This is a genomic window from Acidobacterium sp. S8, assembly GCF_009765985.1.
Classification (GTDB): Bacteria; Acidobacteriota; Terriglobia; order Terriglobales; family Acidobacteriaceae; genus Alloacidobacterium.
Genome location: NZ_LMUM01000027.1, coordinates 96,633 through 119,140, shown reverse-complemented (window position 1 = coordinate 119,140; position 22,508 = coordinate 96,633). Strand labels below are relative to the sequence as shown.

The 22,508-nt window shown below is 54.4% G+C and carries 24 protein-coding genes; 13 read left to right on the top strand and 11 right to left on the bottom strand.

Annotation, left to right across the window (positions count from 1 at the left end; translation table 11 throughout):
• Window positions 1-189 precede the first annotated feature (189 nt).
• A complete protein-coding gene (locus GSQ86_RS10895; RefSeq protein ID WP_158749965.1) occupies window positions 190-594 on the bottom strand; it encodes an avidin/streptavidin family protein in 405 nt (134 codons plus the stop codon).
• Between the two features lie 227 nt (window positions 595-821).
• Here GSQ86_RS10895 and GSQ86_RS10890 point away from each other — a divergent pair, with 227 nt between their 5' ends.
• The 4 genes from GSQ86_RS10890 to GSQ86_RS10875 all read left to right on the top strand — a co-directional run bounded on the left by GSQ86_RS10890 (window position 822) and on the right by GSQ86_RS10875 (window position 5,585).
• A complete protein-coding gene (locus GSQ86_RS10890; protein ID WP_158749964.1) occupies window positions 822-1,910 on the top strand; it encodes an IS110 family transposase in 1,089 nt (362 codons plus the stop codon).
• Between the two features lie 503 nt (window positions 1,911-2,413).
• Window positions 2,414-3,370: an ArdC family protein gene (locus GSQ86_RS10885; protein WP_158749963.1), complete on the top strand. Its 957-nt coding sequence runs from the start codon at window positions 2,414-2,416 to the stop codon at window positions 3,368-3,370.
• A complete protein-coding gene (locus GSQ86_RS10880) occupies window positions 3,367-3,783 on the top strand; it encodes a hypothetical protein (protein ID WP_158749962.1) in 417 nt (138 codons plus the stop codon). The genes GSQ86_RS10885 and GSQ86_RS10880 overlap by 4 nt, the downstream gene beginning before the upstream one ends.
• Window positions 3,784-3,869: 86 nt before the next feature.
• On the top strand, window positions 3,870-5,585 hold the full coding sequence (locus GSQ86_RS10875; protein ID WP_158749961.1) for a ParB/RepB/Spo0J family partition protein: 1,716 nt from the start codon (window positions 3,870-3,872) through the stop codon (window positions 5,583-5,585).
• A 340-nt stretch (window positions 5,586-5,925) separates the two neighbouring features.
• On the opposite strand, the gene GSQ86_RS10870 is transcribed toward GSQ86_RS10875, so the two are convergent.
• Window positions 5,926-6,330, bottom strand: a complete 405-nt coding sequence (locus tag GSQ86_RS10870) for an SRPBCC family protein (protein ID WP_158749960.1) — start codon at window positions 6,328-6,330, stop codon at window positions 5,926-5,928.
• 89 nt (window positions 6,331-6,419) lie between these two features.
• On the opposite strand from GSQ86_RS10870, the gene GSQ86_RS10865 reads away from it, so the two are divergent.
• On the top strand, window positions 6,420-7,292 hold the full coding sequence (locus tag GSQ86_RS10865) for an AraC family transcriptional regulator (protein ID WP_216841113.1): 873 nt from the start codon (window positions 6,420-6,422) through the stop codon (window positions 7,290-7,292).
• Between the two features lie 99 nt (window positions 7,293-7,391).
• On the opposite strand, the gene GSQ86_RS10860 is transcribed toward GSQ86_RS10865, so the two are convergent.
• Together GSQ86_RS10860 and GSQ86_RS10855 are read right to left on the bottom strand one after the other, a co-directional pair.
• Window positions 7,392-7,856, bottom strand: coding sequence for a DUF4440 domain-containing protein (locus GSQ86_RS10860; RefSeq protein WP_158749958.1), 465 nt, complete (start codon window positions 7,854-7,856; stop codon window positions 7,392-7,394).
• A gap of 223 nt (window positions 7,857-8,079) precedes the next feature.
• Window positions 8,080-8,658: a TetR/AcrR family transcriptional regulator gene (locus GSQ86_RS10855; RefSeq protein ID WP_158749957.1), complete on the bottom strand. Its 579-nt coding sequence runs from the start codon at window positions 8,656-8,658 to the stop codon at window positions 8,080-8,082.
• A gap of 95 nt (window positions 8,659-8,753) precedes the next feature.
• On the opposite strand from GSQ86_RS10855, the gene GSQ86_RS10850 reads away from it, so the two are divergent.
• Window positions 8,754-9,632 carry an SDR family oxidoreductase gene (locus GSQ86_RS10850; RefSeq protein WP_158749956.1) on the top strand — a complete coding sequence of 293 codons (879 nt, stop codon included), beginning with the start codon at window positions 8,754-8,756 and terminating at the stop codon, window positions 9,630-9,632.
• A 76-nt stretch (window positions 9,633-9,708) separates the two neighbouring features.
• Here GSQ86_RS10850 and GSQ86_RS10845 read toward each other — a convergent pair whose 3' ends face one another.
• Window positions 9,709-10,164 carry a MarR family winged helix-turn-helix transcriptional regulator gene (locus GSQ86_RS10845; RefSeq protein ID WP_158749955.1) on the bottom strand — a complete coding sequence of 152 codons (456 nt, stop codon included), beginning with the start codon at window positions 10,162-10,164 and terminating at the stop codon, window positions 9,709-9,711.
• A gap of 172 nt (window positions 10,165-10,336) precedes the next feature.
• Here GSQ86_RS10845 and GSQ86_RS10840 point away from each other — a divergent pair, with 172 nt between their 5' ends.
• The 3 genes from GSQ86_RS10840 to GSQ86_RS10830 all read left to right on the top strand — a co-directional run bounded on the left by GSQ86_RS10840 (window position 10,337) and on the right by GSQ86_RS10830 (window position 12,396).
• Window positions 10,337-10,969, top strand: a complete 633-nt coding sequence (locus GSQ86_RS10840) for a hypothetical protein (RefSeq protein ID WP_158749954.1) — start codon at window positions 10,337-10,339, stop codon at window positions 10,967-10,969.
• A gap of 75 nt (window positions 10,970-11,044) precedes the next feature.
• Window positions 11,045-11,761: an isoprenylcysteine carboxylmethyltransferase family protein gene (locus tag GSQ86_RS10835; RefSeq protein ID WP_158749953.1), complete on the top strand. Its 717-nt coding sequence runs from the start codon at window positions 11,045-11,047 to the stop codon at window positions 11,759-11,761.
• 11 nt (window positions 11,762-11,772) lie between these two features.
• A complete protein-coding gene (locus GSQ86_RS10830; RefSeq protein WP_158749952.1) occupies window positions 11,773-12,396 on the top strand; it encodes an NAD(P)-dependent oxidoreductase in 624 nt (207 codons plus the stop codon).
• Window positions 12,397-13,145: 749 nt separating this feature from the next.
• On the opposite strand, the gene GSQ86_RS10825 is transcribed toward GSQ86_RS10830, so the two are convergent.
• The 5 genes from GSQ86_RS10825 to GSQ86_RS10810 form a co-directional block, all read right to left on the bottom strand.
• On the bottom strand, window positions 13,146-13,958 hold the full coding sequence (locus GSQ86_RS10825; RefSeq protein ID WP_216841112.1) for a LysE family translocator: 813 nt from the start codon (window positions 13,956-13,958) through the stop codon (window positions 13,146-13,148).
• Entirely contained in the window at window positions 13,898-16,555 is a 2,658-nt protein-coding gene (locus GSQ86_RS10820) for an ABC transporter permease (protein ID WP_158749951.1), read from the bottom strand. The genes GSQ86_RS10825 and GSQ86_RS10820 overlap by 61 nt, the downstream gene beginning before the upstream one ends.
• A 215-nt stretch (window positions 16,556-16,770) precedes the next feature.
• Window positions 16,771-17,007, bottom strand: a complete 237-nt coding sequence (locus GSQ86_RS23910; protein ID WP_371720645.1) for an isocitrate lyase/phosphoenolpyruvate mutase family protein — start codon at window positions 17,005-17,007, stop codon at window positions 16,771-16,773.
• Window positions 16,907-17,125, bottom strand: a complete 219-nt coding sequence (locus GSQ86_RS23905; protein WP_371720644.1) for an isocitrate lyase/phosphoenolpyruvate mutase family protein — start codon at window positions 17,123-17,125, stop codon at window positions 16,907-16,909. Before GSQ86_RS23905 ends, GSQ86_RS23910 begins: the two co-directional genes overlap by 101 nt.
• Before the next feature lie 4 nt (window positions 17,126-17,129).
• Complete coding sequence (locus GSQ86_RS10810) at window positions 17,130-17,573, bottom strand: NIPSNAP family protein (protein WP_216841111.1); 444 nt, start codon at window positions 17,571-17,573, stop codon at window positions 17,130-17,132.
• 16 nt (window positions 17,574-17,589) lie between these two features.
• Here GSQ86_RS10810 and GSQ86_RS10805 point away from each other — a divergent pair, with 16 nt between their 5' ends.
• The 3 genes from GSQ86_RS10805 (at window position 17,590) to hxlB (ending at window position 21,221) form a co-directional block, all read left to right on the top strand.
• Complete coding sequence (locus GSQ86_RS10805) at window positions 17,590-18,360, top strand: helix-turn-helix transcriptional regulator (RefSeq protein ID WP_254062302.1); 771 nt, start codon at window positions 17,590-17,592, stop codon at window positions 18,358-18,360.
• 424 nt (window positions 18,361-18,784) lie between these two features.
• Window positions 18,785-19,399: a DUF1349 domain-containing protein gene (locus GSQ86_RS10800; protein WP_216841110.1), complete on the top strand. Its 615-nt coding sequence runs from the start codon at window positions 18,785-18,787 to the stop codon at window positions 19,397-19,399.
• Window positions 19,400-20,630: 1,231 nt separating this feature from the next.
• Complete coding sequence (gene hxlB, locus GSQ86_RS10795; RefSeq protein WP_158749950.1) at window positions 20,631-21,221, top strand: 6-phospho-3-hexuloisomerase; 591 nt, start codon at window positions 20,631-20,633, stop codon at window positions 21,219-21,221.
• 172 nt (window positions 21,222-21,393) lie between these two features.
• On the opposite strand, the gene GSQ86_RS10790 is transcribed toward hxlB, so the two are convergent.
• On the bottom strand, window positions 21,394-21,993 hold the full coding sequence (locus tag GSQ86_RS10790; RefSeq protein ID WP_158749949.1) for a sigma factor-like helix-turn-helix DNA-binding protein: 600 nt from the start codon (window positions 21,991-21,993) through the stop codon (window positions 21,394-21,396).
• Here GSQ86_RS10790 and GSQ86_RS10785 point away from each other — a divergent pair.
• A complete protein-coding gene (locus tag GSQ86_RS10785; protein WP_158750125.1) occupies window positions 21,956-22,450 on the top strand; it encodes an NAD(P)-dependent oxidoreductase in 495 nt (164 codons plus the stop codon). The genes GSQ86_RS10790 and GSQ86_RS10785 overlap by 38 nt on opposite strands.
• Window positions 22,451-22,508: the final 58 nt, after the last annotated feature.

Sequence of the window (22,508 nt, the reverse complement as noted above, 5' to 3'; positions counted from 1 at the left end):
CACAATCCGCTGGATTTGGCAGAAAGCGGCAGATGAGAGAATCAAAATCAAAGCCGCAAGTAAACTGGACCATTTGTTCATAGAACCTCCGTGGAATGTCGTGCCAGAAATGTCCCAGGGTCCCAGAAGATCCGTTTAGATTCGAAGCACTGAATTCATCGGTGATCTCACGTTTCGCTTGCTTCGCGTTCAGTTTTGCTGTCGAAATTCGTCGGCGCCCGCAGAGACTGTCTGCCACTGATTTTCAGGATTTTGCTCATCGGTGATCGTGTGTACGATCTGCCACAACGTGAGGATGCTCGCTTTTCCACCAGCATAGATCACACCATGACCGATCCAAGCAGTGATTTCCGATCCCCAATTCACGTTGAAGTTGATGAGGTCGCCAGCAACGCTGCCGTAAATATCGAACGGCGGCGTCGGTCCGGGACCGTTCTCCGTGACCATGCTGACGTACTTGCCAGTAAGGGCATTCCCATTCACATCGAGGTCCATGTAAGAACCGAGTTCATTGATCCAATGACCACTGAAGTCGAACGGTGAAGGGGCCACTGTAGGCGTTTTGAAATGCACAAGCTCTGCATGTTTGAGCATCTTTTTCGTCTCCGGTTGATAAGCATTCGAGGGGCGACTTAATAATACTTCGATAAGTTTAGTTACTGGATAAACTTTTCCTCGTTTTTTAGGGGAGGATGTATCCTCCCTTCATTCCAGCCACCAACTATGCCGGCGGCTTCCATGACCCACCTCAGATGGGATGAGAGGACTGCCAAGTCCAGTGGCAGACTGAAATGGCAGTCATTTCACAGGGAGGGCACCACATGAAGGCGACTAAGAAGGTAAAGACGATCTCGAAGATAGCGGTACAGGCTGAAACAGTTGCAGCCGTAGGCATCGACCTGGGCGACCGGTGGAGCCACTGGTGCGCCTTGTCCTGCACAGGGGAAGTGATCGGTCGAGGACGCGTGAAGACTTTGGCCGAGGCGCTATCTGAGGTTGCTGCGGGCTGGGCGGGGATTCCGGTGGCGATTGAGAACGGAACACACTCCGGTTGGATCAGCCGAACGCTAAAGATGGTGGGCTGCACGGTCTGGGTTGCGAACCCTTCGCGCTGGCGCGGCACCGCGCATTCCTCGAAGAACGACGCCAACGACGCCGAAGCGCTCGCTCGCGTGGTTCGGCTAGATCCGAAGCTGTTGTATCCGATCACTCATCGGACTCAACAACAGCAGGAAGACCTTTCCGTGATCCGAGTTCGCGCCCAGCTGGTGAAGGCCAGGACTCTTCTGGTGAACACTGCGCGAGGCGCGGTAAAGAGTATCGGCGCACGCTTGCCGGCGACCGATGCAGATGCCTTCCACAACACGAGTTGGAAGTTTGTGCCGGAGTCCTTGCAGGAAGCGTTGCGTCCGCTCTATCAGTCGCTCGCCACGATCACCGAGCAAGTTCGCGCTCTCGACCGCCAGATTGAGAAGCTCTCGAAAGAGAAGTATCAAGCGACAACTCTGCTCCGCAGCGTGCCTGGTGTTGGACCCCTTACGGCTCTGACATATGTTCTAACCGTCGCCGATACCGCGCGCTTCGATTCCAGTCGTGAGGTCGGTGCCTTTCTCGGCCTACGACCTCGGCAGCGACAGAGCGGATCGCGCAACCCAGAGCTTGGCATCGCAAAGAACGGCGACCACTACCTTCGGAGCCTTCTTGTCGAGTGCGCTCACTACGTGCTGAGTCGCGGTCCGGATTCGGCTATGAAGCGTTGGGGTCTAGGATTGGCACAAGCAGGTCCACCTGCGAAGCGTCGAGCTCTCGTTGCGGTTGCCCGAAAACTTGCCGTCCTTCTTCATTCCTTGTGGAGCAATGGAGAACTGTACTGCCCGTTCCCAAACCAACCCATTTCCGTTGCTGCGTGAGTTCTACCCCAACGTGACAGTTTCACCAGTATGACGATGTGTGGTGACTGCGTCGGCCCGCTTGGTCTTCTAGACCGCACCTCAGCCAGCAGCACCAGATAAAAGATTTGGGAGACGCACCCCATCTTGCACCCAGTCGATTTGACTGATCAGAGTGCGCATGGAAGCGGGTCAGCAACTCTTAAGTCTTGACAACAGGCAGCCCTCTCATGGAAGCGGGACGTTCCCTCCCGCAACGCCCTCCCAATAGATCTCCGTGCTACGCACGCTGAATAAGGAAAACAGGCCTCTCTAGGGGGCGCTGCCCCCCCCGCTCTGCAAGGCCATTCGCCCTCCGGGTTTTGGCTCCCCCACGCTGCGCGCGGTCCCCCCAAAAAGCTCCGCTCGAAGGCCTTTCCGTTTGCTACCCCCGCGTTCGCCACTTGGGCGTCCGGCATGTCCCATGCCGCCGCTTTGCGAGCGGACAAGCAAAAGCAACAGCAACCGCGAGGGGAGTAATAACCATGAGGAAAGCAAACACTAGCAACAGGCCGAGTATCTATCAGACCGTTACCGACCGCATCATTTCCAGCCTCAAAGCCGGGGTGATTCCGTGGGAGAAGCCGTGGAACACACCGCGATTCACGGGCGGCCCCTTCCCGCGCAACTTCTATACGGGCAAACCTTACCGGGGAATCAACATCCTCTTGCTTTGGTCGAGCGACTTCAGCTCTCCATTCTGGCTCACCTTCAAACAGGCGCAGGAGCTAAAAGGCAACGTCCGCAAAGGCGAACGCGGAACGCCCATCGTCTTTTTCAAACAGCTTCCCCACGCCGCGAAGGACGACACAAAGACGGACGAAGACGAGCGCACCCCCTTCGTTCTCTGCCATTACACCGTCTTCAACGTCGAGCAGTGCGACGGCCTCACCCTGCCGGAGATCGTGCAGCCCACCAACGCGCCAGAGATCGACGAGGACGAAACCTGCGAAGCCATCGTGACCGGATGGGAGAGCCGACCCGCACTCCATCTGACGAGCCCCACCGAATACCGCGCCTACTATCGACCGCGCACCGACTCCGTACACATGCCCGCACGTTCCCGCTTTGTGGATGCAGCCCACTACTACAGCACCCTCTTTCATGAGTTAGTCCACAGCACAGGCCACGAAAGCCGCTTGAACCGCACCTTTGGCGACCACTTCGGGGATGAGCTTTACAGCAAAGAAGAGTTAGTCGCCGAGATGGGCGCGGCCTTCCTTTGCGCTATCGCTGGCATTGCCAATGAACACACCGACCGCAACACCAACGCCTACATCCAGAACTGGATTTCCAAGCTGGAAGAGGATAACCGCCTCATCGTCCATGCTGCTGCGAACGCACAACGAGCCGCCGACTGCATCCTCGGGGAAACCTTCGAGGAAAAGACCGATACCACCGACCGCGCCAACGACGAAGAACTGGCGGAGGTTGCGGCATGAAAACCATTCTCGACATTCTGCAAAAGGCCGGGGGGTGGCACCACGGCCTACATCTTCACATCGAAAACCCGCCTTATATGGCGTTGGTCATCGAGGCCACTGACGAGTCCGGCCCATGTGGGCTTCCCGCTCTCTCTGTCTGTCACTACGGAGAACAGAACGGCGATGCCATGCGCGACCCCGAAATGTGCTTCGAGCTTGGCTTTGCCGGGGGCGCACACCTCAACCCCTTCTGTTGGCGCAACGATTACGCGGGCATTGAGCAGTGGAGCCGCTTCATCCGCGATGCCCATTACTGCTATCACCCGCAGCTACACGCCGAGCATGAACGCTTCGCCAAGCTGTGGGACAAGAACCTGCGACAGCAGGGCTTCGCCGATGCCTTCGAGCCGCAGCGAAAGCAACACGCCTAAACCAAGTTTCCCGCCTACGAAGCGGTGACAGGGCAGCGTGTCCGCTTCACAACCCCAACCACCAACCACAGCCCAAGGAGCGCATCATGCAGAACAGCAGCGAATTCCAATACATCGCCATCGACCAGCTTTTTGAATCCAAGACCAATCCACGCAAGACGTTCGACCAGAAGAAGCTGGAAGAACTGGCCGAGTCCATCCGGTCAGGCGGACTCATCCAGCCCATCGTCGTCCGTCCCAAAGACAACGCGTTCGAGATCGTTGCAGGTGCGAGGCGCTTCCGTGCGGGACAGCTTGCCGAAGAGTTCTCACTCCCCGCCCGCATCAAAGAACTCACGGATGCCCAGGCGCTTGAGTGGCAGCTTGTCGAGAACTCGCAGCGCGAAGACGTACACCCCTACGAAGAGGCCCAAGGCTTTCAGAACTTGCTTGATCTTCCGGGCTACGACGTTGCAGCGTTGGTCGAGAAGTCCGGCAAGAGTGCCAGCCACATCTATGCGAGGCTGAGTCTGTTGCAGCTTATCCCCGCAGTAGCAGAGGCATTCCAGCAAGAGCGCATCACCGCCAGCCATGCAGCGTTGATTGCGCGTCTACCGCAGGAGCATCAGGCCGACGCGTTCGACAATTGCTGGCGCAAGGACTGGCAGGACAAGGAAGCCCACCTGCTTCCAGCCAAGCACCTTAGCGCATGGATTCAGTCCAACCTCTATTTGAATCTTGCCGACGCTCCCTTCGACCGCGAAGACCCAAGCCTGAACCCAACGGCCGGAGCTTGCGTCACCTGCCCACGGCGCAGCGGATACAACACCTCACTGTTTTGCGACGTGCAGGGTGACCAGTGCCTTGATGCGCCGTGCTATCACGGGAAAGTGGCCGCGCACCTTGACCGCGAGATTGCCGCCCATCCCGGCCTTGTCCTTATCGAGAATGGGTGGCGCAGCCCCAAGGAACAGCGACCGGGGGCCGTCCAACTCGGCCACGTCCGCCAAATCGAAACGGTCATCGACAACCCCGATGCCGAACCCGTCATGCCCTGCGACGCCGCGAAACCCGCCATCATCGTTTACGGAAAGAACGTAGGCACTACGCTCACTGTTTGCACCGACCATAGCTGCCCGGTGCATGACCCCGAAACTGCCTCACGGCTGGCGGAAGAACAGGCCGAAAACCCCGCCCTTGTCATGGCTCTTATTCCGGATGAAGAAACCGAGGAAGAAGCCGCCGAGCGCGAACGCGAGTATGCGCAACGCAGACAGGAATATGAGGAAGAGCAGCAGCGTAAGGAAGAAGAGCGCAAACTGCAAAACCAGCGTGAGCATGAGGCGCACGAGGCCGAGCGCGCCCGCCTTGTGGAATTGCACAAGACACGGCTCACCACCGTAGAGCGCATCGTCGCCGATGCTCCGTCGATGTTCAGTGCGCTTCAACTGAGGACGTTTCTTACCGCCCTCATCCACCTTGACCCCTATATGTTTGAGGACATCGCCGAACAACAAGTCGCCGATGACGAGAACAACCAGCAGAGTGCAGAGGAAATACTGGGTGTCTTGCTTGCCAGCACTTCCGATGACAAGCTGACGGGGTTTGCCCTCCGCTTAGTCCTCACGTCGCACGCAGCTATCCCGCGTCAAGGCGAGTTCGACTGCCTCGCCGACGCCGAAGCCATGTTCGTTCCGGCTCCGCCGACGAAGGGCGGTAAGGCTAAGAAGGCCAAAGCTCCTACGCCCATCAAAGAAGCAAAGAAGGCTGTAGCAGGCTCAACGTCCGCAAAGAAGAACGCAACCCGAAAGAAGGCAGCTTAGAACCACTCTCGCATCAAGGCCCTGGATTCGTCCGGGGCTTTCTTGCGGGCGCGCCGGGAGAACCCCCCTCGGTTTCTCCCGGAACCCTCATTCCCCTTGCTTCCGGCCTTCGCTCGACGGCGACGCGGCAGGACGACGTTCCCCCTTCCTGCACCATCCCCTTTGCTGCGCAAAAAAACGCGCCTTCCTAGCGACGACTGCTATGTGCGCGCAATCTTACGAGGGTCTACTTGGCTCCTCTAATCCTTTGAGCTCAAAAACACACCCGCGCTACGCACAACCGTCTACCCGTGAAATCAGATAGGTCCCTAGGAGCTAACCTGCTTCTGCGGTGGCCTAATTACTCGATGGCGAGTTGATTCAGAGTTGTCTGCATAACCGACATCCCATGCTCCATCAGTTCGTCGACGGCAGGTGTCGCCGCATCGGGCAAGAAATCGGCTGTCCATATAACACGCGCGCCACCATCTGCCCCTCCTTCGATCTGAGCCGCCCCGTTGTGGTGGGAAAGGAGGCCACCAGTCGCAGTCCACACGAGTCGCCGTACTTGGTCGTCGTTGGTAACAATGCGCTCACGAACCTTGCTGCCGTTCGCGAAGGTCACAATCCGGGCGTCGCCGTCCAACTGCGTATCGGTGATAAAACCAGGAACTAGACGTGTGTGGAGCGCTCCGATGTCTCGCATTGCGTCCCAAGCCTGTTCAACACTAGCTCGGACCGAGATTTCTTTTCTGATGGATGCCATATTCACAATTCGCATGAGCCCGAAAGTTCGAGCCACATGCAGTAACTCCTCTTTTTTAAGATCGGCACGTACCATTGAATTGCGTTGACGTGCCGAACCTATACTGGATGAACGAGGAGGCAAAGGTCTTGGGGAAAATTGCTGTCCAATCCAAACCACCCGATGCTCGGGTACTCGCGTCTGGTCAGGGTTGGAAGGTCTGCGACGTCATTTGCGCCGCTGGCCCCAGCGATCCCGCGTTTGAGGAGCAACACTCTCAGCTTTCGCTCGCGGTCGTCATGAACGGTACCTTTCAATACCGGACATCCACGGGTTGCGAGTTGATGACTCCTGGCTCCATACTGCTTGGGAATACCGGCGAATGTTTCTCTTGTGGGCATGAACATGGCGTCGGTGATCGATGCGTCTCATTCCATTACTCGGATGGATTTACTGAGCAGGCAGGATTCGATCCGAGACGGCAGCTATTTCGCATTCCGCGAATTCCCGCCCTCCGCGCCATGTCTCCCCAAGTGGCCCGAATCGCCGGCACTCTGACCCGCGAGCCCGATCAAGCCACATTCCAGGAGGTCGCGTTCGAAATCTTCGATAAGGCGATGAAGCTTCAACATGGAAGCCTCGTAAGAAGGCGCTCCACAGACACTGCCTCTTTAGGCAGGGTCACGCGCGTACTGCGCGCGATGGAAGCATCCCCCGAAGCGCCGCATACGCTCGCTGAGTTGGCAGCAGAAACACGTCTTAGCCCTTGGCACTTCCTGCGGTGTTTTGAAGAGATGACGGGAACCACACCAAAGCAGTTTCTTTTACGGACGCGTCTGCGCAAGGCGGCCCTGGCACTCAAACAGGACTCCACGAAGATTCTGGATATCGGCTTCGATTGCGGTTTCGGTGACGTATCGAACTTCAATCACGCGTTTCGTCGGGAATTCGGTATAAATCCGCATTCGTATCGATCTACTTGAATGGACGATCCATCGTACCGTTCTCTAGTCTTTTTGAAAATCTCTGGAACGTGCTTGCTTACGTCGTCGTAGGCCCGGTTGCTAGGCAAACGAAGCCGGCTACTGCGGAAGCAGGCCCAGACCGATGTTGCGTGTGATCTTCCAGGCACCGTCTGGGCGCCGTTCCCACACTGTCAGATAGTATCCGCCACCGGGATGATGCAGTCCGCGGCTGTCGACCGTTTCCAGGAGACTTGATCCCCATTCGATGACCTTTCCGTTGAGGAACTGCGCCCCGAGTTGGGTCACCTTGCCGCCGGTGATCTTTGTTCCTTTTGCGAAACGCGCACGCAGAGCGTTTTCAAATGCCGGCAGCCCCTGCGTAATGTTGCCGTTCGCATCAATGAAGAGCGTCTGCTCCGTGAATGCACCACAAGCGCGGTCGAGGTCTTGCGATTCGAGTCCTGGCACCCAAGCTGCATTGCCCTCATCAATGGCGCGTTGCGCGTCGGCAGGAACAGGTTGTGGTTGCTGAGCAGCGGCAATAGGAATTGCGACAAGTAGGACCAGACTTAGAACGCGCATAGAATCCACATTATCAACGAGCGCACTGATTCATTTCGCTATCGGACGAAATTTGGCGGAGTAGCACCGCGCAAAACACGGCCTAGCGAAATCGTGAGAGGACACAGTTGCTTATCTTCATCTACTTCAGACCAGACACGTCGTAAATAGAGCGAAGCCGCGCGTAGAGAGACCAAAAAAACGTCATTAAGATCAGTTCCCGCCATGCCTTGCCCTTCAGGGATTAGCGGGGACCGGAGGCTGCGTCGATGTAGCTCTGAATTGCGTTCCCGATGGACTTGACGATTTCCTCCTCAGTCAATTCCACCGCGGCGGGAAGCTGAAGCACGTACCGCAGGAAGGCAAGGCCCACAAGTTGGGTAGCTATCAAAATCGCGACCCGTGCGCGCTGCTTCGGCGGAATTAGCCGATCGAGCGCCGGTTTCACCTGTTGGGTGTACACGGTAATCAACTTTTCTCTGCCGTCTGGATGAGTCACAGATAACCGTAACAAGGCCGGAAGATCGCCCGCCGCACCCCGGTTCTCCCAGCGGTCAAGAAAGGTGTGAACGATCAACTCGCCAGCGTTCGGACGGTCGGCCTTGGCAAAGTCCGGCAACTGGAGGCTGAATTGAGAAGAGGCTGCAAACAGAGTCTCTTTACTCGTGTAATAGCGCATTATCATCGACGGATGAATGTCGGCCATCTCCGCGATCGTGCGAACGGTGGCTCGCTCGTAGCCCAGGGTAGCGAACGCCTCACGCGCCGCTTCGAGTATCCTCGCCTTCGTTGCCCCCGAGTTCCTTGGATTTTTACGCTTCACAAGTCACCGACCCTTTTGACGATATGCGCCGAATCCAGTATAAATGTAATCAAACGTATGCAAACACGTGTTTGCATACGGAGGACCAAACATACATGACTACAGCGCGTTCGATATTCGTAACTGGATCTTCTAGCGGTATCGGTAAAGCGACTGTTCTACGACTCTCCGCGAATGGGTGGCGGGTATTCGCCGCAGTGCGAAAGGAGCAGGACGCCGATTTGCTGCGCGAGCAATCCCGCAATCGGGTTGAAACCGTGTTGCTCGATGTTAGCGACGAAGAGTCGATACAGGCCGCAGCGAAAGATGTGGGATCTAGATTAGGTAATGTTGGCTTGGACGCGCTCTTCAACAATGCCGGTATGGGCGACGTCTCCCCGATTGAGTTCACAACGATCGACTCGATCCGAAAGGTTTATCAAGTAAATCTCTTCGGCCAAATCAGCGTGATTCAGTCTTTCCTGCCGCTTCTTCGAAAAGGGAGAGGACGTATCGTGAACACGGGATCGGTAGGTGACCACCTTGCGCCGCCGTTCGCAGGGGTCTTATCGAGTTCAAAGGCGGCGTTTGCTTCCGTCAGCTCGGCACTCCGGCTGGAGTTGCGTCCCCAAGGCATACACGTCATCGTGGTCGAGCCGGGTTCGATTAATTCGCCGGCAGTCGATAAGACTTTGGGTGGTGTCGCGAATCAGATCAACGCGCTTCCTCCCGAGGGAGCCGCCTTGTATGCCGTGGCGTTTCGGCGAATGGTGACTGCCTTTACCAAAAACGAAAAGGCCGGAAGCTCCCCGGATGTTGTCGCAAAAGTTGTGGAACGAGCACTGAATGCGCGGTCGCCGAGGACACGTTACCCGGCAGGTAAGGATTCTGTCCTGCTGATTACCCTCGCAAAAATCCTCCCCGAAAAGCTCCTCGACCTCGCCATCCTGAAGAAATTTTGCCTGCCGGTAAAGTTCGGCCAAGCCGTTGAGTAAAGCCGGAACCAATCCACTGCAAAGGGGGGCGTATGTGCGCAGCATCCTGATCATCCAGTCGCGAGATGAACCAAAATCATCTTTCAGCGAGTAACGTCACCAAACGGATCAACGCTTCACGATCAGGCCCATTCAAACGCGTCAGCATCAACCGACAGGTTTCAACCTGATTTGCGCGTATCTTCGCTACAAGACGATTACCGACCTGCGTCAGCCCGATGTGGACCATGCGTCGATCTCCAGGCAACCGTTCGCGCCTGATCAGACCACGCTGTTCCAGACGGTCCAATGCAGAAGAAATCGTAGATATGGGAGTCCCCAACGACTGCGCAATCTTGCGCACGCTCCATGTCTCCGGGCCTGAAATCATCACCAACAAGCCCACGTCGTTGACGTGAAGATCGGCATAAGGGCTTCCAGCCACGATACTCGGCTCTAGTTTGAAGCGCAGCAGCAATGCGGCGATGCCCACATCGAGAGATGTAGCCTGCTGATCGCTCACTGGGCCGCGCGGGGAAGGGGACTTTTTCATTTTGTCATGATAGTGCATTCACCTTAGACGCAAGACCGTCTACTTGCTCTGGGTCAGACTCATCCACCGAAACGCATGCACGGTTTGCCGGAAAACACGGTCTGCAACTCCGATTGACAAGGGCGAACAGCTTGGATATGCTACGAAGATCGTAATATCGGAGACTCGTAACATGCGAAGCCCTCAAAAGTTTGCCTTGTGGATGTTGATGGCATCCCCCGCTATCTTTTCGATCTCCGTCAACGCACAGGTTTGTCCGCCACCGTCAGGCTTTACCAATGGGCCACACCCGATAATCGCGGGTCCCGGCCAGCTCGTTGCACATACCGAAGAGATCACCGTGGCACACTCACTTGCGGAAGTGATGGACAGGAACGCTAAGGTTGAACTCAAAGATGCGATTCACAAAGCCGGTTCGCTGCCAGGCGTTGTTGGGATATTCCCGTTAGGTACGATTCCATTTCCGCGTCCTGGATCTCGACACATCGTTTGCCTCAGCGATGGGTCGACTCTCTTAGAGCAGTCACTTGAAGAAGAGCATTCAAGTACCTTTTATCGTTTTCGCTACACCGTCTGGAACTATACAAGCCCAAAAGCCAAGCCCATCGAATATGCAGTCGGCGAGTTTCGTGACACTCAGATCGATTCAGGTCACACCCACATCGTTTGGACGTATTCCTTCCATCTAAAAGAGAACGCATTCCCCGGATACCTTGGAGCTTTCGGCCGCTATTTGTTCCGGGTGACCTTCCTCGACCGGGATTATGCGGCTATGATGCGGGCCTCACTGCATGCGAACTCTTGACCTAGTTGCAATCCGAATGTTTGGATTGCTTTTTCCTTCGATAAGACGTGGTAACTCCAACACCGCGAGAGTCTCTTGAACACCATAACCATCGCATCGAACTTTGAGTATCGTCATCGCCATATCATCATCATTCTGGGCTACGCGTTGGCATACGCGTGCTACAACCTGGATCATCTCAACGCCCTCTATGCAGTCATGCCCTCGCATCTGGGAGTGCAGCAAAAGGACCTGATTGTTCGTTTGCTCTATAGTGCGGCCACTGTGACTGCAGCGGCGAGTGCCATACTTCTTACAGCAGCGACGGCATACCGACCGGACGGCACGTCTTCGAAGCGCAACCATCTCCAAATCGACGGTCCATTTCGATATGTTAGAAATCCACACTACTTGGGCTACTTTCTCCTGCTCACAGCGTTGGGAACATTCCAGAGCCGCCTCGGTTTGCCTGTAATGCTGATGGTGGAAACCGTTTTTCTTGTTCGGCTCATGGGACACGAAGAAATGTTGCTGGAACGAAAGTATCGTGAATTCTTCGTGCACTATCGGCAAGCCGTGCCTCGCATTATCCCTTCGCTTCGGGCAAGAATTAAGGCGAGTCGCGAAGTGCCTCTATGGCGTCTCGCGTTTTGGAAAAACGCATTCCAATGGGCGTGCGTAATCACATTGCTCGCTTTCGCGGCTACCCTAAGCGACTCAGTGGGTTATGCTTTCACCGCGATTGCCATTGCCATAGGTGTTGTATCGAGGCTTACTAACCTCTTTCCGCCCACGCAGTACAAACCGAAATAGGGGAAAATCTAATGATTTTGGTTTTAGGAGCAACTGGAGGCACCGGCCTTGAGGTAGTAAAACAAGCCATCTCCCGACAGTGGAAGGTGAGGGCTTTGGTACGTTCCCCAGATCGTCTGGCATCCTTCGAACGGGACATCGAGATTCAACAGGGAGATCTAACAAGCCAAACCGATTTAGCTACTGCACTTCAAGGTATTGATGCGGTCGTTTCGGCATTTGGCCCTAGAAATCCTGTGCCCCATCATGAAGAAGATCTCCTTTCGAGATTTTCAGTCGCTTTGATATCGGCGATGGGAAAGACGCAAGTCAAGCGAGCGGTATTGGAATCGACGTCATTTCTCTTTAAAGACGCCGTTTTGCCGCCAGCCCATCTGTTCGGGCGAATGTTCTTCGCAAATCGGGTCCGCGACAGCATTGCCATGGAGGACAGCTTCCGTAGCAGCTCCACCGACTGGACATTCATTCGCCCGACACGCCTGACGGACGGGCCAAAGACCGCTAAGTATAGAAAGGCCGTTGGCAGACTTCCGCACTTTGCTTTTCGCATTTCCAGAGCCGACGTGGCCGATGCTATGTTGACCGCATTGTCTGACCCGTCGGCTCTACGGGTAGCTATCGGGGTTACCAGCTAAGACATCTTCGAACGGCCACAATGTCGGGCCGTCGTACGGACGCATGCTGGATGCTTCCTTAGCGGCCGTAGACAACCCGCCGCTGACCTCGGTTTCCAGAACCAGAGAGAGGAGCAATATCCATGACGTTCGGCGTCCTTCTAACTTTTCATAGCCTGCTGATCGTCGGTCTTTCGTTTACCCTCGGCGCAGAAATGCTTACACTCTGGCAATGGATCAAGTGTGTACGTCCGAATGATGCAATGCTGTCTCCTCGAAAGCTAAGTGCGTTTGCGGTGGCGCAGGTGGGTTTGCTCGTCCTTATTCAGCTTTCGGGCAGTATCCTGACGTCGCGCGAGAGCGGATGGTCATCTGCATGGCCGAAGGTAGCGAGTGCTGGAGTTTTAGCAATCGTCCTGCTGTCAGTTGTAAGCGCTTGGATCGTTCAAACGATGCGGAAACCTGACGGTAGCATAACGCGTGCGACTGTTCTTACGTTCTGCCGCCTGTTGGTGGCGTCTATGATTGCTCGTACATGGCTCATCTGCACCGTTTTGGCCATCGTGTCTCTGAAACCATCCACACAAGTTTGTCTAATGGCAACGCTCGTCGCGGTCCCAATCAGCGTCCTAAGTTCGTGGCTCCTTACTTTTCCATCTAAAGGAGAACTCCCTTCAAGGGACACCGACCGATGATTCGCTCCCTTACAGCTTAGAATCAATTCGTAGACCCGTAAATGGGCCGATGAGTCAATGGCGTTCAACAACGTATCAGTGCGCGCTGCGGCTCGTGCCTAGCACATGATGTTTTGATCCACTTGCGGCCGTAATTAATCCGAGGCCAATGTATACCGTGCCAGAAACATATTTCTCGTTGCGCAGGAACGTTTTGTTGCGCTGCAACCAGCCAGCTGCCGATCCCGCAGTCATTGCCCATAGACTGTCAGTGATGAGAGCTAAGAGCGTCACGATCAGGCCCAGGGTGAGGAATTGAAGGCTCACGTTTCCTCGTGCCGGATTGACGAACTGCGGAAGGAAAGCAAGAAAGAAGATCGCTGTTTTGGGATTAAAGACTTGGACCAGGACCCCCTGTGTGTATACATGGCGCAACGATCTCGGCGGGACCTGCTCTATTTCGTCATCGGGGATGGAATCTTCGCGTAGTTTGTTGATTCCCAGGTAGATAAGATAGATGGCGCCAGCATATTTGACGAATGAATATGCCACTGCTGAAGAGACCAGAAGCGCCGACAATCCACAGGTCGCTGCCATGACGTGTACCAATCCGCCTGTATAAATTCCAATACAAGACGCCAAGCCCGCCTTGCGACCCCGGTCGATACTGCGAGCAACGATGTAAAGAACAGATGGCCCTGGAGTGATCAGCAACACGAGCGCCGCGGCTATAAACAAAAACAGCTCGCGTGAAGGAGGCAAAATATTCATACTAGGGAAGCTCCTTGGTGATTTGAGATCGACGGTACATAACGCGAAGACGCCTTTGCTAGTAGCAAAATCACCATTTATTGTTCGCGCAAAAGCGAGGAAGGATCGGCTCGCAATGCGCGAATTGCTGGAATCCATGTCGCCACCAGCCCAACAAAGAACATCGCCAGAATTACCCCACCTAATACGAACGGATCACGAGCACTCGCCTCATACACGATTGACGAGAGCAGTTGCGGCGCAGTCATTCCCAAAAAGAGTCCTGCAATCGAACCAATCACGAGTAATCGAAACGCTTTGCCAACGGCTGCGTTCAGAACACTCCTAGAATTGGCACCCAAAGCAATACGGATTCCGAACTCACGTAGCCGTCTACTTACCGAATATGAGGTCATGCCAAAGATTCCCGTAATCGCGAGCATCACGCCTAACGCCCCTAACACGCCAAGTGTAACGGTCGCCACGCGGGAAGCAAAAAGGGCTCCGTTCAACTCGCCATTCCAATTCTTGACAGTGAAAGGCAAGCCGGCATCCAATTCTCGAAGTCTGCTTTCCAAGGCCTCTGCCATTTCCTGCGGATCGCGACTTGTGCGTGCCACGAGCCAAGTCGAGCTGGAAGGCGACTGCATGATAGGGAGAAAAACGGCTGACTGTTTCTCCTCTGTAAGGCTTCTATATTTTCCATCTTCGACCATACCCACGACTTGAATGCGGGTGCCGTCTGTCAATTTGTAATAGAGACCAACGGGATTTGCCTTAGCGCCGAAGACTTTGTGGGCAAACTCTTCATTGATGACCGCTACGCGGGGTGCATTCTTGTCATCATGCCAAGTAAAGCTTCTTCCTGCCATTAGTGTTGTCCCAGCCGCTTCGAAATATCCAGGAGATACATTCTGGGCTACCGCCTCGGCAGCCTCGTTTGATAGGCGCCGGTCCGGCTCCCCGTCTCGAAATACCGGAACGTTGTCCGGATTTTCCCTACTCAATGGCAGCATGTCTGAAAATCCCGCAACCGTGACTCCCGGAATATCCATCACCGCATTCAGCATGCGCTTTTGCATTACAGAAGCAGCGTCTCCCGCGTATCCCGCCATGTCCAGATCTGTGTCAACTACCATCGCGTTCTGCGGTAGAAAGCCGAAGCTGCTATGAAGGGAGCGGGCTAAGCCTCGAACGGCAAGTAGCGAAGCTGAGACCAGGACGGCACAAACCGCGATCTGAACGATGAGCGCTATATCTCGAGTCGTGACTCTTCGTCCGATTGTGCCGGTCGATCCCGCCTTGATGGCTTCATAGGGATTCACCCGAAGCACCTGTCGAACCGGAACCATTCCGAAGATAAGTCCGCTTGCTAAAGAGAGCAGCAAGGTTACGCCATATACCTTTGCATCGGGATTAACGGGGATGTGAATGGGGAACGTTGGCAAAGATTGCCATGCACTCAACCAGCGCAAAAGTACAATGCCGCCCGCCAGTCCCGCACCGCCACCGACCAATGAGATGATGACTGCCTCAGTCAGAAACTGCCGCAGAATCCGTTTGCGGCTCGATCCAAGCGACAGTCGCATTGCTATCTCTTTCGTCCGATCCGCGGCTCGGGCCGCGAATAAACTTCCCAGGTTCGCGCAAGCAGCCAAGAGGATGAGGCTCGCTAGCAGCATCAACATTGTAAGGAAAGCCCGTGTCGGACGGCCCAGCATATCTCCCATCAACCCGGGACGTACCAACGAGAAGCTCATTTGGTCGTCATCTTTTGGATAGGTTTTCGCTAAATAGGCTGCGACGAAATTTAGATCGGCCATTGACTGCGCAGGAGTGACTCCGGTTTTTAATCGAGCTACTAATTGAATGCCTCGCGCGCCGTGCGCAGTCAGATCGTTTCCGCCCCCAACCTGCCTATCGTTTACCATCGGCACCCAGAAATCGGGAACAAAATATAGCTCAGTGCCGCCGAAATCTGGAGGGGCTACTCCCAGAATTGTGAATGGATGCTTATTTACCTGAATCGTTCTCCCGACTACACCGGTATCACTTAGAAAGCGGCTACGCCAGAAAGCGTAGTTAAGTACGACGTAGGGCGCGCTATCGAGGCCATGCTCATCGGAACTGTGAAAGAACTGGCCAATGTAGGGCCGGATGCCCAGCACATCGAAATAGTTACCACTTGCTTCATAAAGCCATGCAGTTGCGGCGTGGCCGTCGCCAACGTTCAATCCGGCCCTCGTTACGCTATACGCCGCGATCCCGCTCAAGCTCCGGTTTCGATCACGCAGGTCGAGGTAATCGGGATAAGACTGCATGGGCGAATTGTCCTTTCCATGCTCCACGGTATAGAGGTTGTGCGCCTGCGGGACATTCAGAGGACGCAGAATGAGTCCATTCAATACGCTGAAGACAACAGCGTTCGTCCCGATTCCCAGCGCCAGGGTTAGGACAGCAACGGCGGTAAAATTCCGCGACCGATAAAACATGCGGAGACCGAAGCGAATGTCCTGCAGAAGGTTTTCGATAAATTGTCCCGCCATCGCTTCGTGGCTCTCCTCTTTAAAACGCTGGTAACTGCCGAACTCGACACGCGCTCGGCGTTCGGCTTCCGCGCGGGAAATGCCGGAACGTTCGAGATCGTCAGCCCGATGTTGAATGTGGGAACGGAGTTCCTCTTCCATCTCGGTGCTGATCCGGGTAGGTTGAAAAAACGTCGATGCGAGTGAGCGGAAATATGCGATGAGTTTCATAGCTCTTCTGGTGTCGCGGCGAGCGCAGTAGACATGGCTACAGCCAAGCGGTGCCAGCCATTCTGAAGCGATGATGGAGTAACGCATGGAGTTTCTGGGTGTGAAGTCTGCGGCGAGGCGATGCGCTCGCAATGTGCCTTCGTATCTCCCGCCGATCCGTTCGATTGCTTCCCTCGAACGCTCGTTCCGTACGTCCGTATGCAAACAGACACGTACTACCTGCCAGTTCTCGAAAGCATTCGTTTCACTCCAATTGCCGACAATGACGCCAAGTCGAGCTGCGCACCTTGTAAACCCATAAGGACATTCAATGGTCGATCGATCGAATTGACGACAGTAGTAATCTCCGCCTCAGAAGTGAGGCCCGGAGCATAGAGGACATCGGCGCCGGCACGTTGATACGCTTGAAGTCGCTTGAGGGTATCCGGCACTCGTGGTGGCCAGTGCCTCATAACCCAAGTAAGCTAGCAACCGAGCGGTGCCCGTATCCCACGGATTCGGGATGATGAACGGATGGTCACGCTCATGGAGAGCGTGAAAGGCTTGTCCTTTAGCGGCCTGAGTACTCACCTTCTTATGTCCTTCCCGAAGGCTTCGCTTCAAGTTCGAAGGTGTCCTCGACCACTTCGACGAAGTTTCTTTCTTCGCGAATTATGACCTTATTCGATTGTGCCATCGCAAAGTTAGCACGTGCCTCAGGGTCTGCTTTCAGCCGCTCTCGATATTTTTCGTATGAAGTAAGACTATCGAAGGCAATCAATCCCCAGGCGACATCGTTCGTACCCTCGTAGGGCATGAAGTAACCCACGAGATGTCCGCCACAGCGAGGAATGATTCGCCCCCACGCTTGTGCGTATGTTTTGAATGCATCCCGTTGGTAGGGATCTATCTGATATCGGATCACGCAGGTGATTGTCACGAATGTTCCTCTTTCTTTATTGGTGCTTCGGTCCTCGGTTTCCAGGGCGACCGCCGCGTATGCGGCAGTCATACCCTTGAGCAGCTCCCGTCGGTTCATCAAGAATTCCGAAAGATTGGAAGTTCGCATAAGGCTGAGTATTTCGCAAAGATCACATCAACACTTCGCTTATACTCAAACTATGAATGTAGGTGATTCCACCGACCTGGCAGTGGCCAAGGTCGCATCCGCCATCGGTGAACAAGCTCGCTCTCGGATGCTTTTCAGCTTAATGGACGGTCACGCGCGCACCGGAACCGAACTGGCCATCATCGCAGGAGTGAATCCTTCAACGGCTAGCGTCCACCTCGCCAGATTGAAGAAAGAAAGCTTAGTCAGCGTTCTGGTGCAGGGGAAACACCGCTATTACAGCCTCTACGATCTAAATGTCGCGAGCGCCCTTGAAGCTTTAGCGGTAGTAGCAGGAACTCCACGGCCGACGTTTCGACCGAGTACGCCCCTCCGTTTTCGCAGTGCTCGGACTTGCTACGATCACATGGCAGGAACAGTTAGCGTCCTGCTCCATGACCACCTCAAGAAGATCGACTGGATTTATGCCGACGATCGGGTTGTGAATAACGATTACAATCTAACGGCCGTCGGCGCCAAGGGTTTGGAATCACTCGGAGTTGACGTCGAAGAAACACGAAAGCTACGAAGACGATTCGCTTTTGGCTGTCTTGACTGGAGTGAGCGCAAGCCCCACATTGGCGGCGCACTTGGCGGGGCGATCCTGAAAATGCTGCTCAGACGAGAATGGGCCACTCGAGATTTAGACAGTCGCGTGTTGAGCATAACTCGCCTCGGACAGCGGGAGTTTCGCTCTCGTTTCGATCTGCAAGTCTAACGAACCTGAATATCCGAACGGGACCGCCTTCAAAGCGTCCGTACGAGAAAAAGCGCCGCTCCTGCGAATCCTCGCTCATTCTCTGTCCGTAGCGTTCCTCCAATAATAGGTTAGACTATGAAAACGAATGTTTGCAAACACTCGTTTACAGGAGATCGTACGCTCACGGCAATGCTCCGTAACGCGGCCATGGGGCTTCTGGGGCACCTCCCCGTAGCCCAGCACATCATAGCCACAAAACTTGCCGAACTCGACAGCCGGTAAGCAATGCTCACGCAGGTCGCGCCACGCTGTCATCGGAGCTGGCGTTGAAAGCCTGAACAGCGAGAAACGCCGGTACAGTTTTCTTGAAAGTCAGCAACGGTCATTACTACCAGTCTTTCTAAGGCACCAAGCATAGGCGAACGTTTATGGAGGAGATTCTATGTCGTCGAAGTCATTCACCGGAGTTGTTCACTTTTTACTAGCCAGCGCTCTTGTCGCACAAACGCCCCATATGTCCTGGATGAATGAGCCGAAACAGTGGTCGGAGCATGGCGACGTCATGACTGCGACGGTTGAACCAGGTACGGATTTCTGGCGCGTTACGCACTACGGATTTATCCGTGACAACGGACCGTTCTACTCTCAGGAGCAAACAGGCGACTTCATCGCCACAGTTCACATCAGAGGCCACTACCGTGAGTTATTTCACCAGGCTGGCTTAATGATCCGGATCGATGAGAAAAACTGGATCAAGACGGGAATCGAGTATGTCGACGGTGTCCAGAATGTGAGTGCTGTCGTGACCCGCGATGTTTCGGACTGGTCTGTGGTTCCTCGTACAGACAGTCCCGAAGCGGTCTGGCTACGTCTGACGCGGAAGGACGATTTCGTTCAGATCGAATATTCCTTCAATGGCACTACCTTCGAAATGCTGCGGTTGGCGTACTTTCCTCCCAAAGTAAAAGTCCAAATCGGCATGGTGGCGGCAGCTCCGGGAAAACAAAATTTTTCGGTGAGCTTCGATCATTTTTCAATTAAGACATTGAAGGAATGAACGCGTGAAAGACCGTGAGCAGTTTTTTATTACGCGGGTCTTCGTGGGTTACAAAGCCAACGTTCTATGTCTCATCGCTTGTCCGTCAAATGTGATTTGTTGGGCCTTACATCTGCGGCCTTTTAACTGTCCCAGGAGGACAGCTTCTCGGGATAAACACGGCCATAGGCCCAGTATGTTGATCGGATCGTTCGGAGAAGCCAACAATCTCGCTGAATCAAGAAGAGTCAGAGAAATGCGAAGTTCAGAGAGTTTCGGTCGCGGAGATTGACTCCTGATATAGAGGTTTGTTCGTCGAGCGGTGACCATTCGGCCACGAACGAAGCGAGTGTAACCGAGGTTTGATGTACTGACCAATAAACGAAGGCGAGAAACCATGAATTGATTCAACGCATTAGCCGTTATTTTGTCTTGTACAACCTTCGGTCCAACACAAATAGCATGCTGAAATTTGGGCTCAACAGATTCCACACGAATCCCATCTTCTTGGGCGGAAAGGAAAGTTCATTATGTCAGTCAGATTTAGCAGGGCACGAGAGGTCAAAAGCCCAATGATATATCGCATCTTCATCGCGGGATCACTGACGGCATTAGCGGACGGAGCTTTCGGAATTGTCCAAGGTTGGATCGCTGGAGTACCGCGGCCTGTCGCCCGCTTCTTCCAGGGCATTGCTTTCGTGATCATGGGGAAGCGTCCGGACCACGGTGGCGTTCAGGCAGTTTTGTTGGGTCTTGCTTCGCATGTAGTCGTAGCCTTATGTTGGGCTGCTCTCTTCTCCATTCTGATGGGATATTCGCGTTGGGTGCGCCAATTACTAAAATCGAGCTCTGGTACCGTTCTTCTCGGCATCGTATATGGCCCTCTCATTTGGACCGCAATGTCGCTTTTAGTGATCACACCACTTGTTCACCATCTTCCTGTATTCGGAAAAAGCTGGTGGATTGAGTTCGTAGGACACATCGTGTCGGCTGGCCTCCCAATTTCTTGGACTTTCCGGAAATATACATGGAAGAGCTTAAACAAAGGACAGCTGCCGGGAGATGCTCTTGGATAAAAGAGGCAAATTGTCAGAAAACTTGAGGCATTCACGTGCCTGATGCAGAAGGGACAATTCCAAACGGTAAGTCGCGGCAAAGAGGTTGGAAACGAGTTGCCTGGTCTCAAATTGACCAGGGAAACATTCACTTCGTTTGCGCCCGCTGAGCAGCAACCGTTTACGGAGGAATATCTATGTCGAATCGGAGCAATGCGAGGACTCAGCAGGAGGCACCCTTCTCCACCGATGCCTCCGAGATCCTCGACGAATTGAAACGTACGTTACTCGCTTTACCCACCGCTCAGATCGATTCAGCAGTGCAGAGTCTGCAAATTGCCCGCCGCGTCTTCTTCGTTGGAGCAGGCCGGAGTCGTCTTGCGCTTGAAATGGCAGCGATGCGGATGATGCACCTCGGATTGACGGTTTTCGTCGCTGGTGAAGTGATTACGCCGGCGATTGAGCGAGGGGACCTTCTCGTCGTGGCTTCGGGATCAGGGACCACAGCGGGCCCCGTGCACGCCGCACAAGTGGCTAAGAAGGTAGGCGCGAAAATCTTAGCGATCACAACGGCGTCAGCCTCAGAACTCGCGACTTTATCAAGTTTCGTGGTCATTATTCCAGCGGCCGTGAAGCAGGGAAACCAAGCCACAATTTCCATTCAGTATGGTGGAACACTCTTTGAGCAAACGGTTCTTATACTCATGGACATACTCTTTCACAAGATGTGGCACCAGCTAGGCGAATCCGCAGAAAAGCTGTGGAAACGACATGCAAACCTTGAATGAGACCAACCAGCGTCCTGAATTGCGGAATTCAAAAAGTTCTGCTTGAGGTGCCTGACACACTCGTGAATGTCATTTTCATTATTTCTTTGAGAGCGCCCCTTTTAGGGGACGCGGAATTGGAAACTCGCCACCGGCAAACGTTATACACGCAGCAGGGCAAGAAGATGGATCTTCATGCGATGGGCGGCGGGCTTTTCGACTGCGGCAGGTGCGAGAGAGGACCTAGGTGCGATAATTTCTCCGGATTTATAACGACTTGAACGGCAACAATTTTTCTGTCTTGGATCTCCAGGCCCAGAACACTGATGAGTCGGTGAGTGGCGTCGAAAAACATCGCGCCGGGTTGACCATTGACTTCAGCTCTTTCAAACTTAGCTTCAGCCTTACGAGCCTGAGCAAACAACCCAAGAAGCAGTCGGCTCACACGACCAGCACCGAGCACTGGCCGAGTTACGGCCGAAACTTTGCCTCCGCCATCTCCAAAGAAGACCGCATCTTGCGCAAGTATGCTCATGAGTTCCGCTTCGCTGCCCGCGTTGCAAGCTGCGAAAAAGCGTTCCGCAAGTACTGCTTTATCCCGAGAAGACGGATTGAACCGGGGTTTTCCGGCAGAAATGTGACGTTTTGCCCTAACGAAGATTTGTCGGCAGTTTTCTTCCCTTTTACCCACGATCGGCGCTATCTCAGCATAGTCATAATCAAATACTTGTCTCAATAAGAACACGGCTCGCTCGATCGCCGAGAGAGACTCCAAGAGCACCAAAAATGCCATAGAGACCGACTGCGCGGGTCTAGAGGGGCTTGTATTGCGATACGGAAGCTTTTACGGACCAGGGACTACGTTTGATAAGGACGGCCACGTCACGAAACTTGTGCAAAAGCGCAGTTTCCCAATCATCGGTAACGGATCGGGTATCTGGTCATTCGTTCACGTCGATGACGCTGCGGAGGCCACCTGTCTCTCGCTCGACCATGGATATAGCGGTCTCTACAATATCGTCGACGATGAACCGGCGGAAGTATCTGTATGGCTGCCGGAATTCGCTGCGATTCTTTCCGCTAAACCCCCAATCCGTATCCCGAGGTGGCTCGGAAGACTCGCCGCAGGCGAAAGTGGCGTTTGCCTAATGACGGAAGCTCGCGGAGCGAGCAATCAGAAAGCCAAGCGTGACCTGAACTGGCAACCGGCGCATCGGTCCTGGCGAAGTGGCTTCCGCCTTCTTCACTAGTAATAAAAGCCCGGAACTTATAAAGATCAACGTCCTAACTCAACCTTCCGACAGCTAA

Excerpts from the sequence above, each read along its gene's own strand:
- GSQ86_RS10895 (WP_158749965.1), bottom strand. The coding sequence starts at position 594 with ATGCTCAAACATGCAGAGCTTGTGCATTTCAAAACGCCTACAGTGGCC.
- GSQ86_RS10890 (WP_158749964.1), top strand. The coding sequence starts at position 822 with ATGAAGGCGACTAAGAAGGTAAAGACGATCTCGAAGATAGCGGTACAG.
- GSQ86_RS10885 (WP_158749963.1), top strand. The coding sequence starts at position 2,414 with ATGAGGAAAGCAAACACTAGCAACAGGCCGAGTATCTATCAGACCGTT.
- GSQ86_RS10880 (WP_158749962.1), top strand. The coding sequence starts at position 3,367 with ATGAAAACCATTCTCGACATTCTGCAAAAGGCCGGGGGGTGGCACCAC.
- GSQ86_RS10875 (WP_158749961.1), top strand. The coding sequence starts at position 3,870 with ATGCAGAACAGCAGCGAATTCCAATACATCGCCATCGACCAGCTTTTT.
- GSQ86_RS10870 (WP_158749960.1), bottom strand. The coding sequence starts at position 6,330 with ATGGCATCCATCAGAAAAGAAATCTCGGTCCGAGCTAGTGTTGAACAG.
- GSQ86_RS10860 (WP_158749958.1), bottom strand. The coding sequence starts at position 7,856 with ATGCGCGTTCTAAGTCTGGTCCTACTTGTCGCAATTCCTATTGCCGCT.
- GSQ86_RS10850 (WP_158749956.1), top strand. The coding sequence starts at position 8,754 with ATGACTACAGCGCGTTCGATATTCGTAACTGGATCTTCTAGCGGTATC.
- GSQ86_RS10845 (WP_158749955.1), bottom strand. The coding sequence starts at position 10,164 with ATGAAAAAGTCCCCTTCCCCGCGCGGCCCAGTGAGCGATCAGCAGGCT.
- GSQ86_RS10840 (WP_158749954.1), top strand. The coding sequence starts at position 10,337 with ATGCGAAGCCCTCAAAAGTTTGCCTTGTGGATGTTGATGGCATCCCCC.
- GSQ86_RS10830 (WP_158749952.1), top strand. The coding sequence starts at position 11,773 with ATGATTTTGGTTTTAGGAGCAACTGGAGGCACCGGCCTTGAGGTAGTA.
- GSQ86_RS10825 (WP_216841112.1), bottom strand. The coding sequence starts at position 13,958 with ATGGATTCCAGCAATTCGCGCATTGCGAGCCGATCCTTCCTCGCTTTT.
- GSQ86_RS10820 (WP_158749951.1), bottom strand. The coding sequence starts at position 16,555 with ATGAAACTCATCGCATATTTCCGCTCACTCGCATCGACGTTTTTTCAA.
- GSQ86_RS23910 (WP_371720645.1), bottom strand. The coding sequence starts at position 17,007 with ATGAGGCACTGGCCACCACGAGTGCCGGATACCCTCAAGCGACTTCAA.
- GSQ86_RS10810 (WP_216841111.1), bottom strand. The coding sequence starts at position 17,573 with ATGAACCGACGGGAGCTGCTCAAGGGTATGACTGCCGCATACGCGGCG.
- GSQ86_RS10800 (WP_216841110.1), top strand. The coding sequence starts at position 18,785 with ATGTCGTCGAAGTCATTCACCGGAGTTGTTCACTTTTTACTAGCCAGC.
- hxlB (WP_158749950.1), top strand. The coding sequence starts at position 20,631 with ATGTCGAATCGGAGCAATGCGAGGACTCAGCAGGAGGCACCCTTCTCC.
- GSQ86_RS10790 (WP_158749949.1), bottom strand. The coding sequence starts at position 21,993 with ATGGCATTTTTGGTGCTCTTGGAGTCTCTCTCGGCGATCGAGCGAGCC.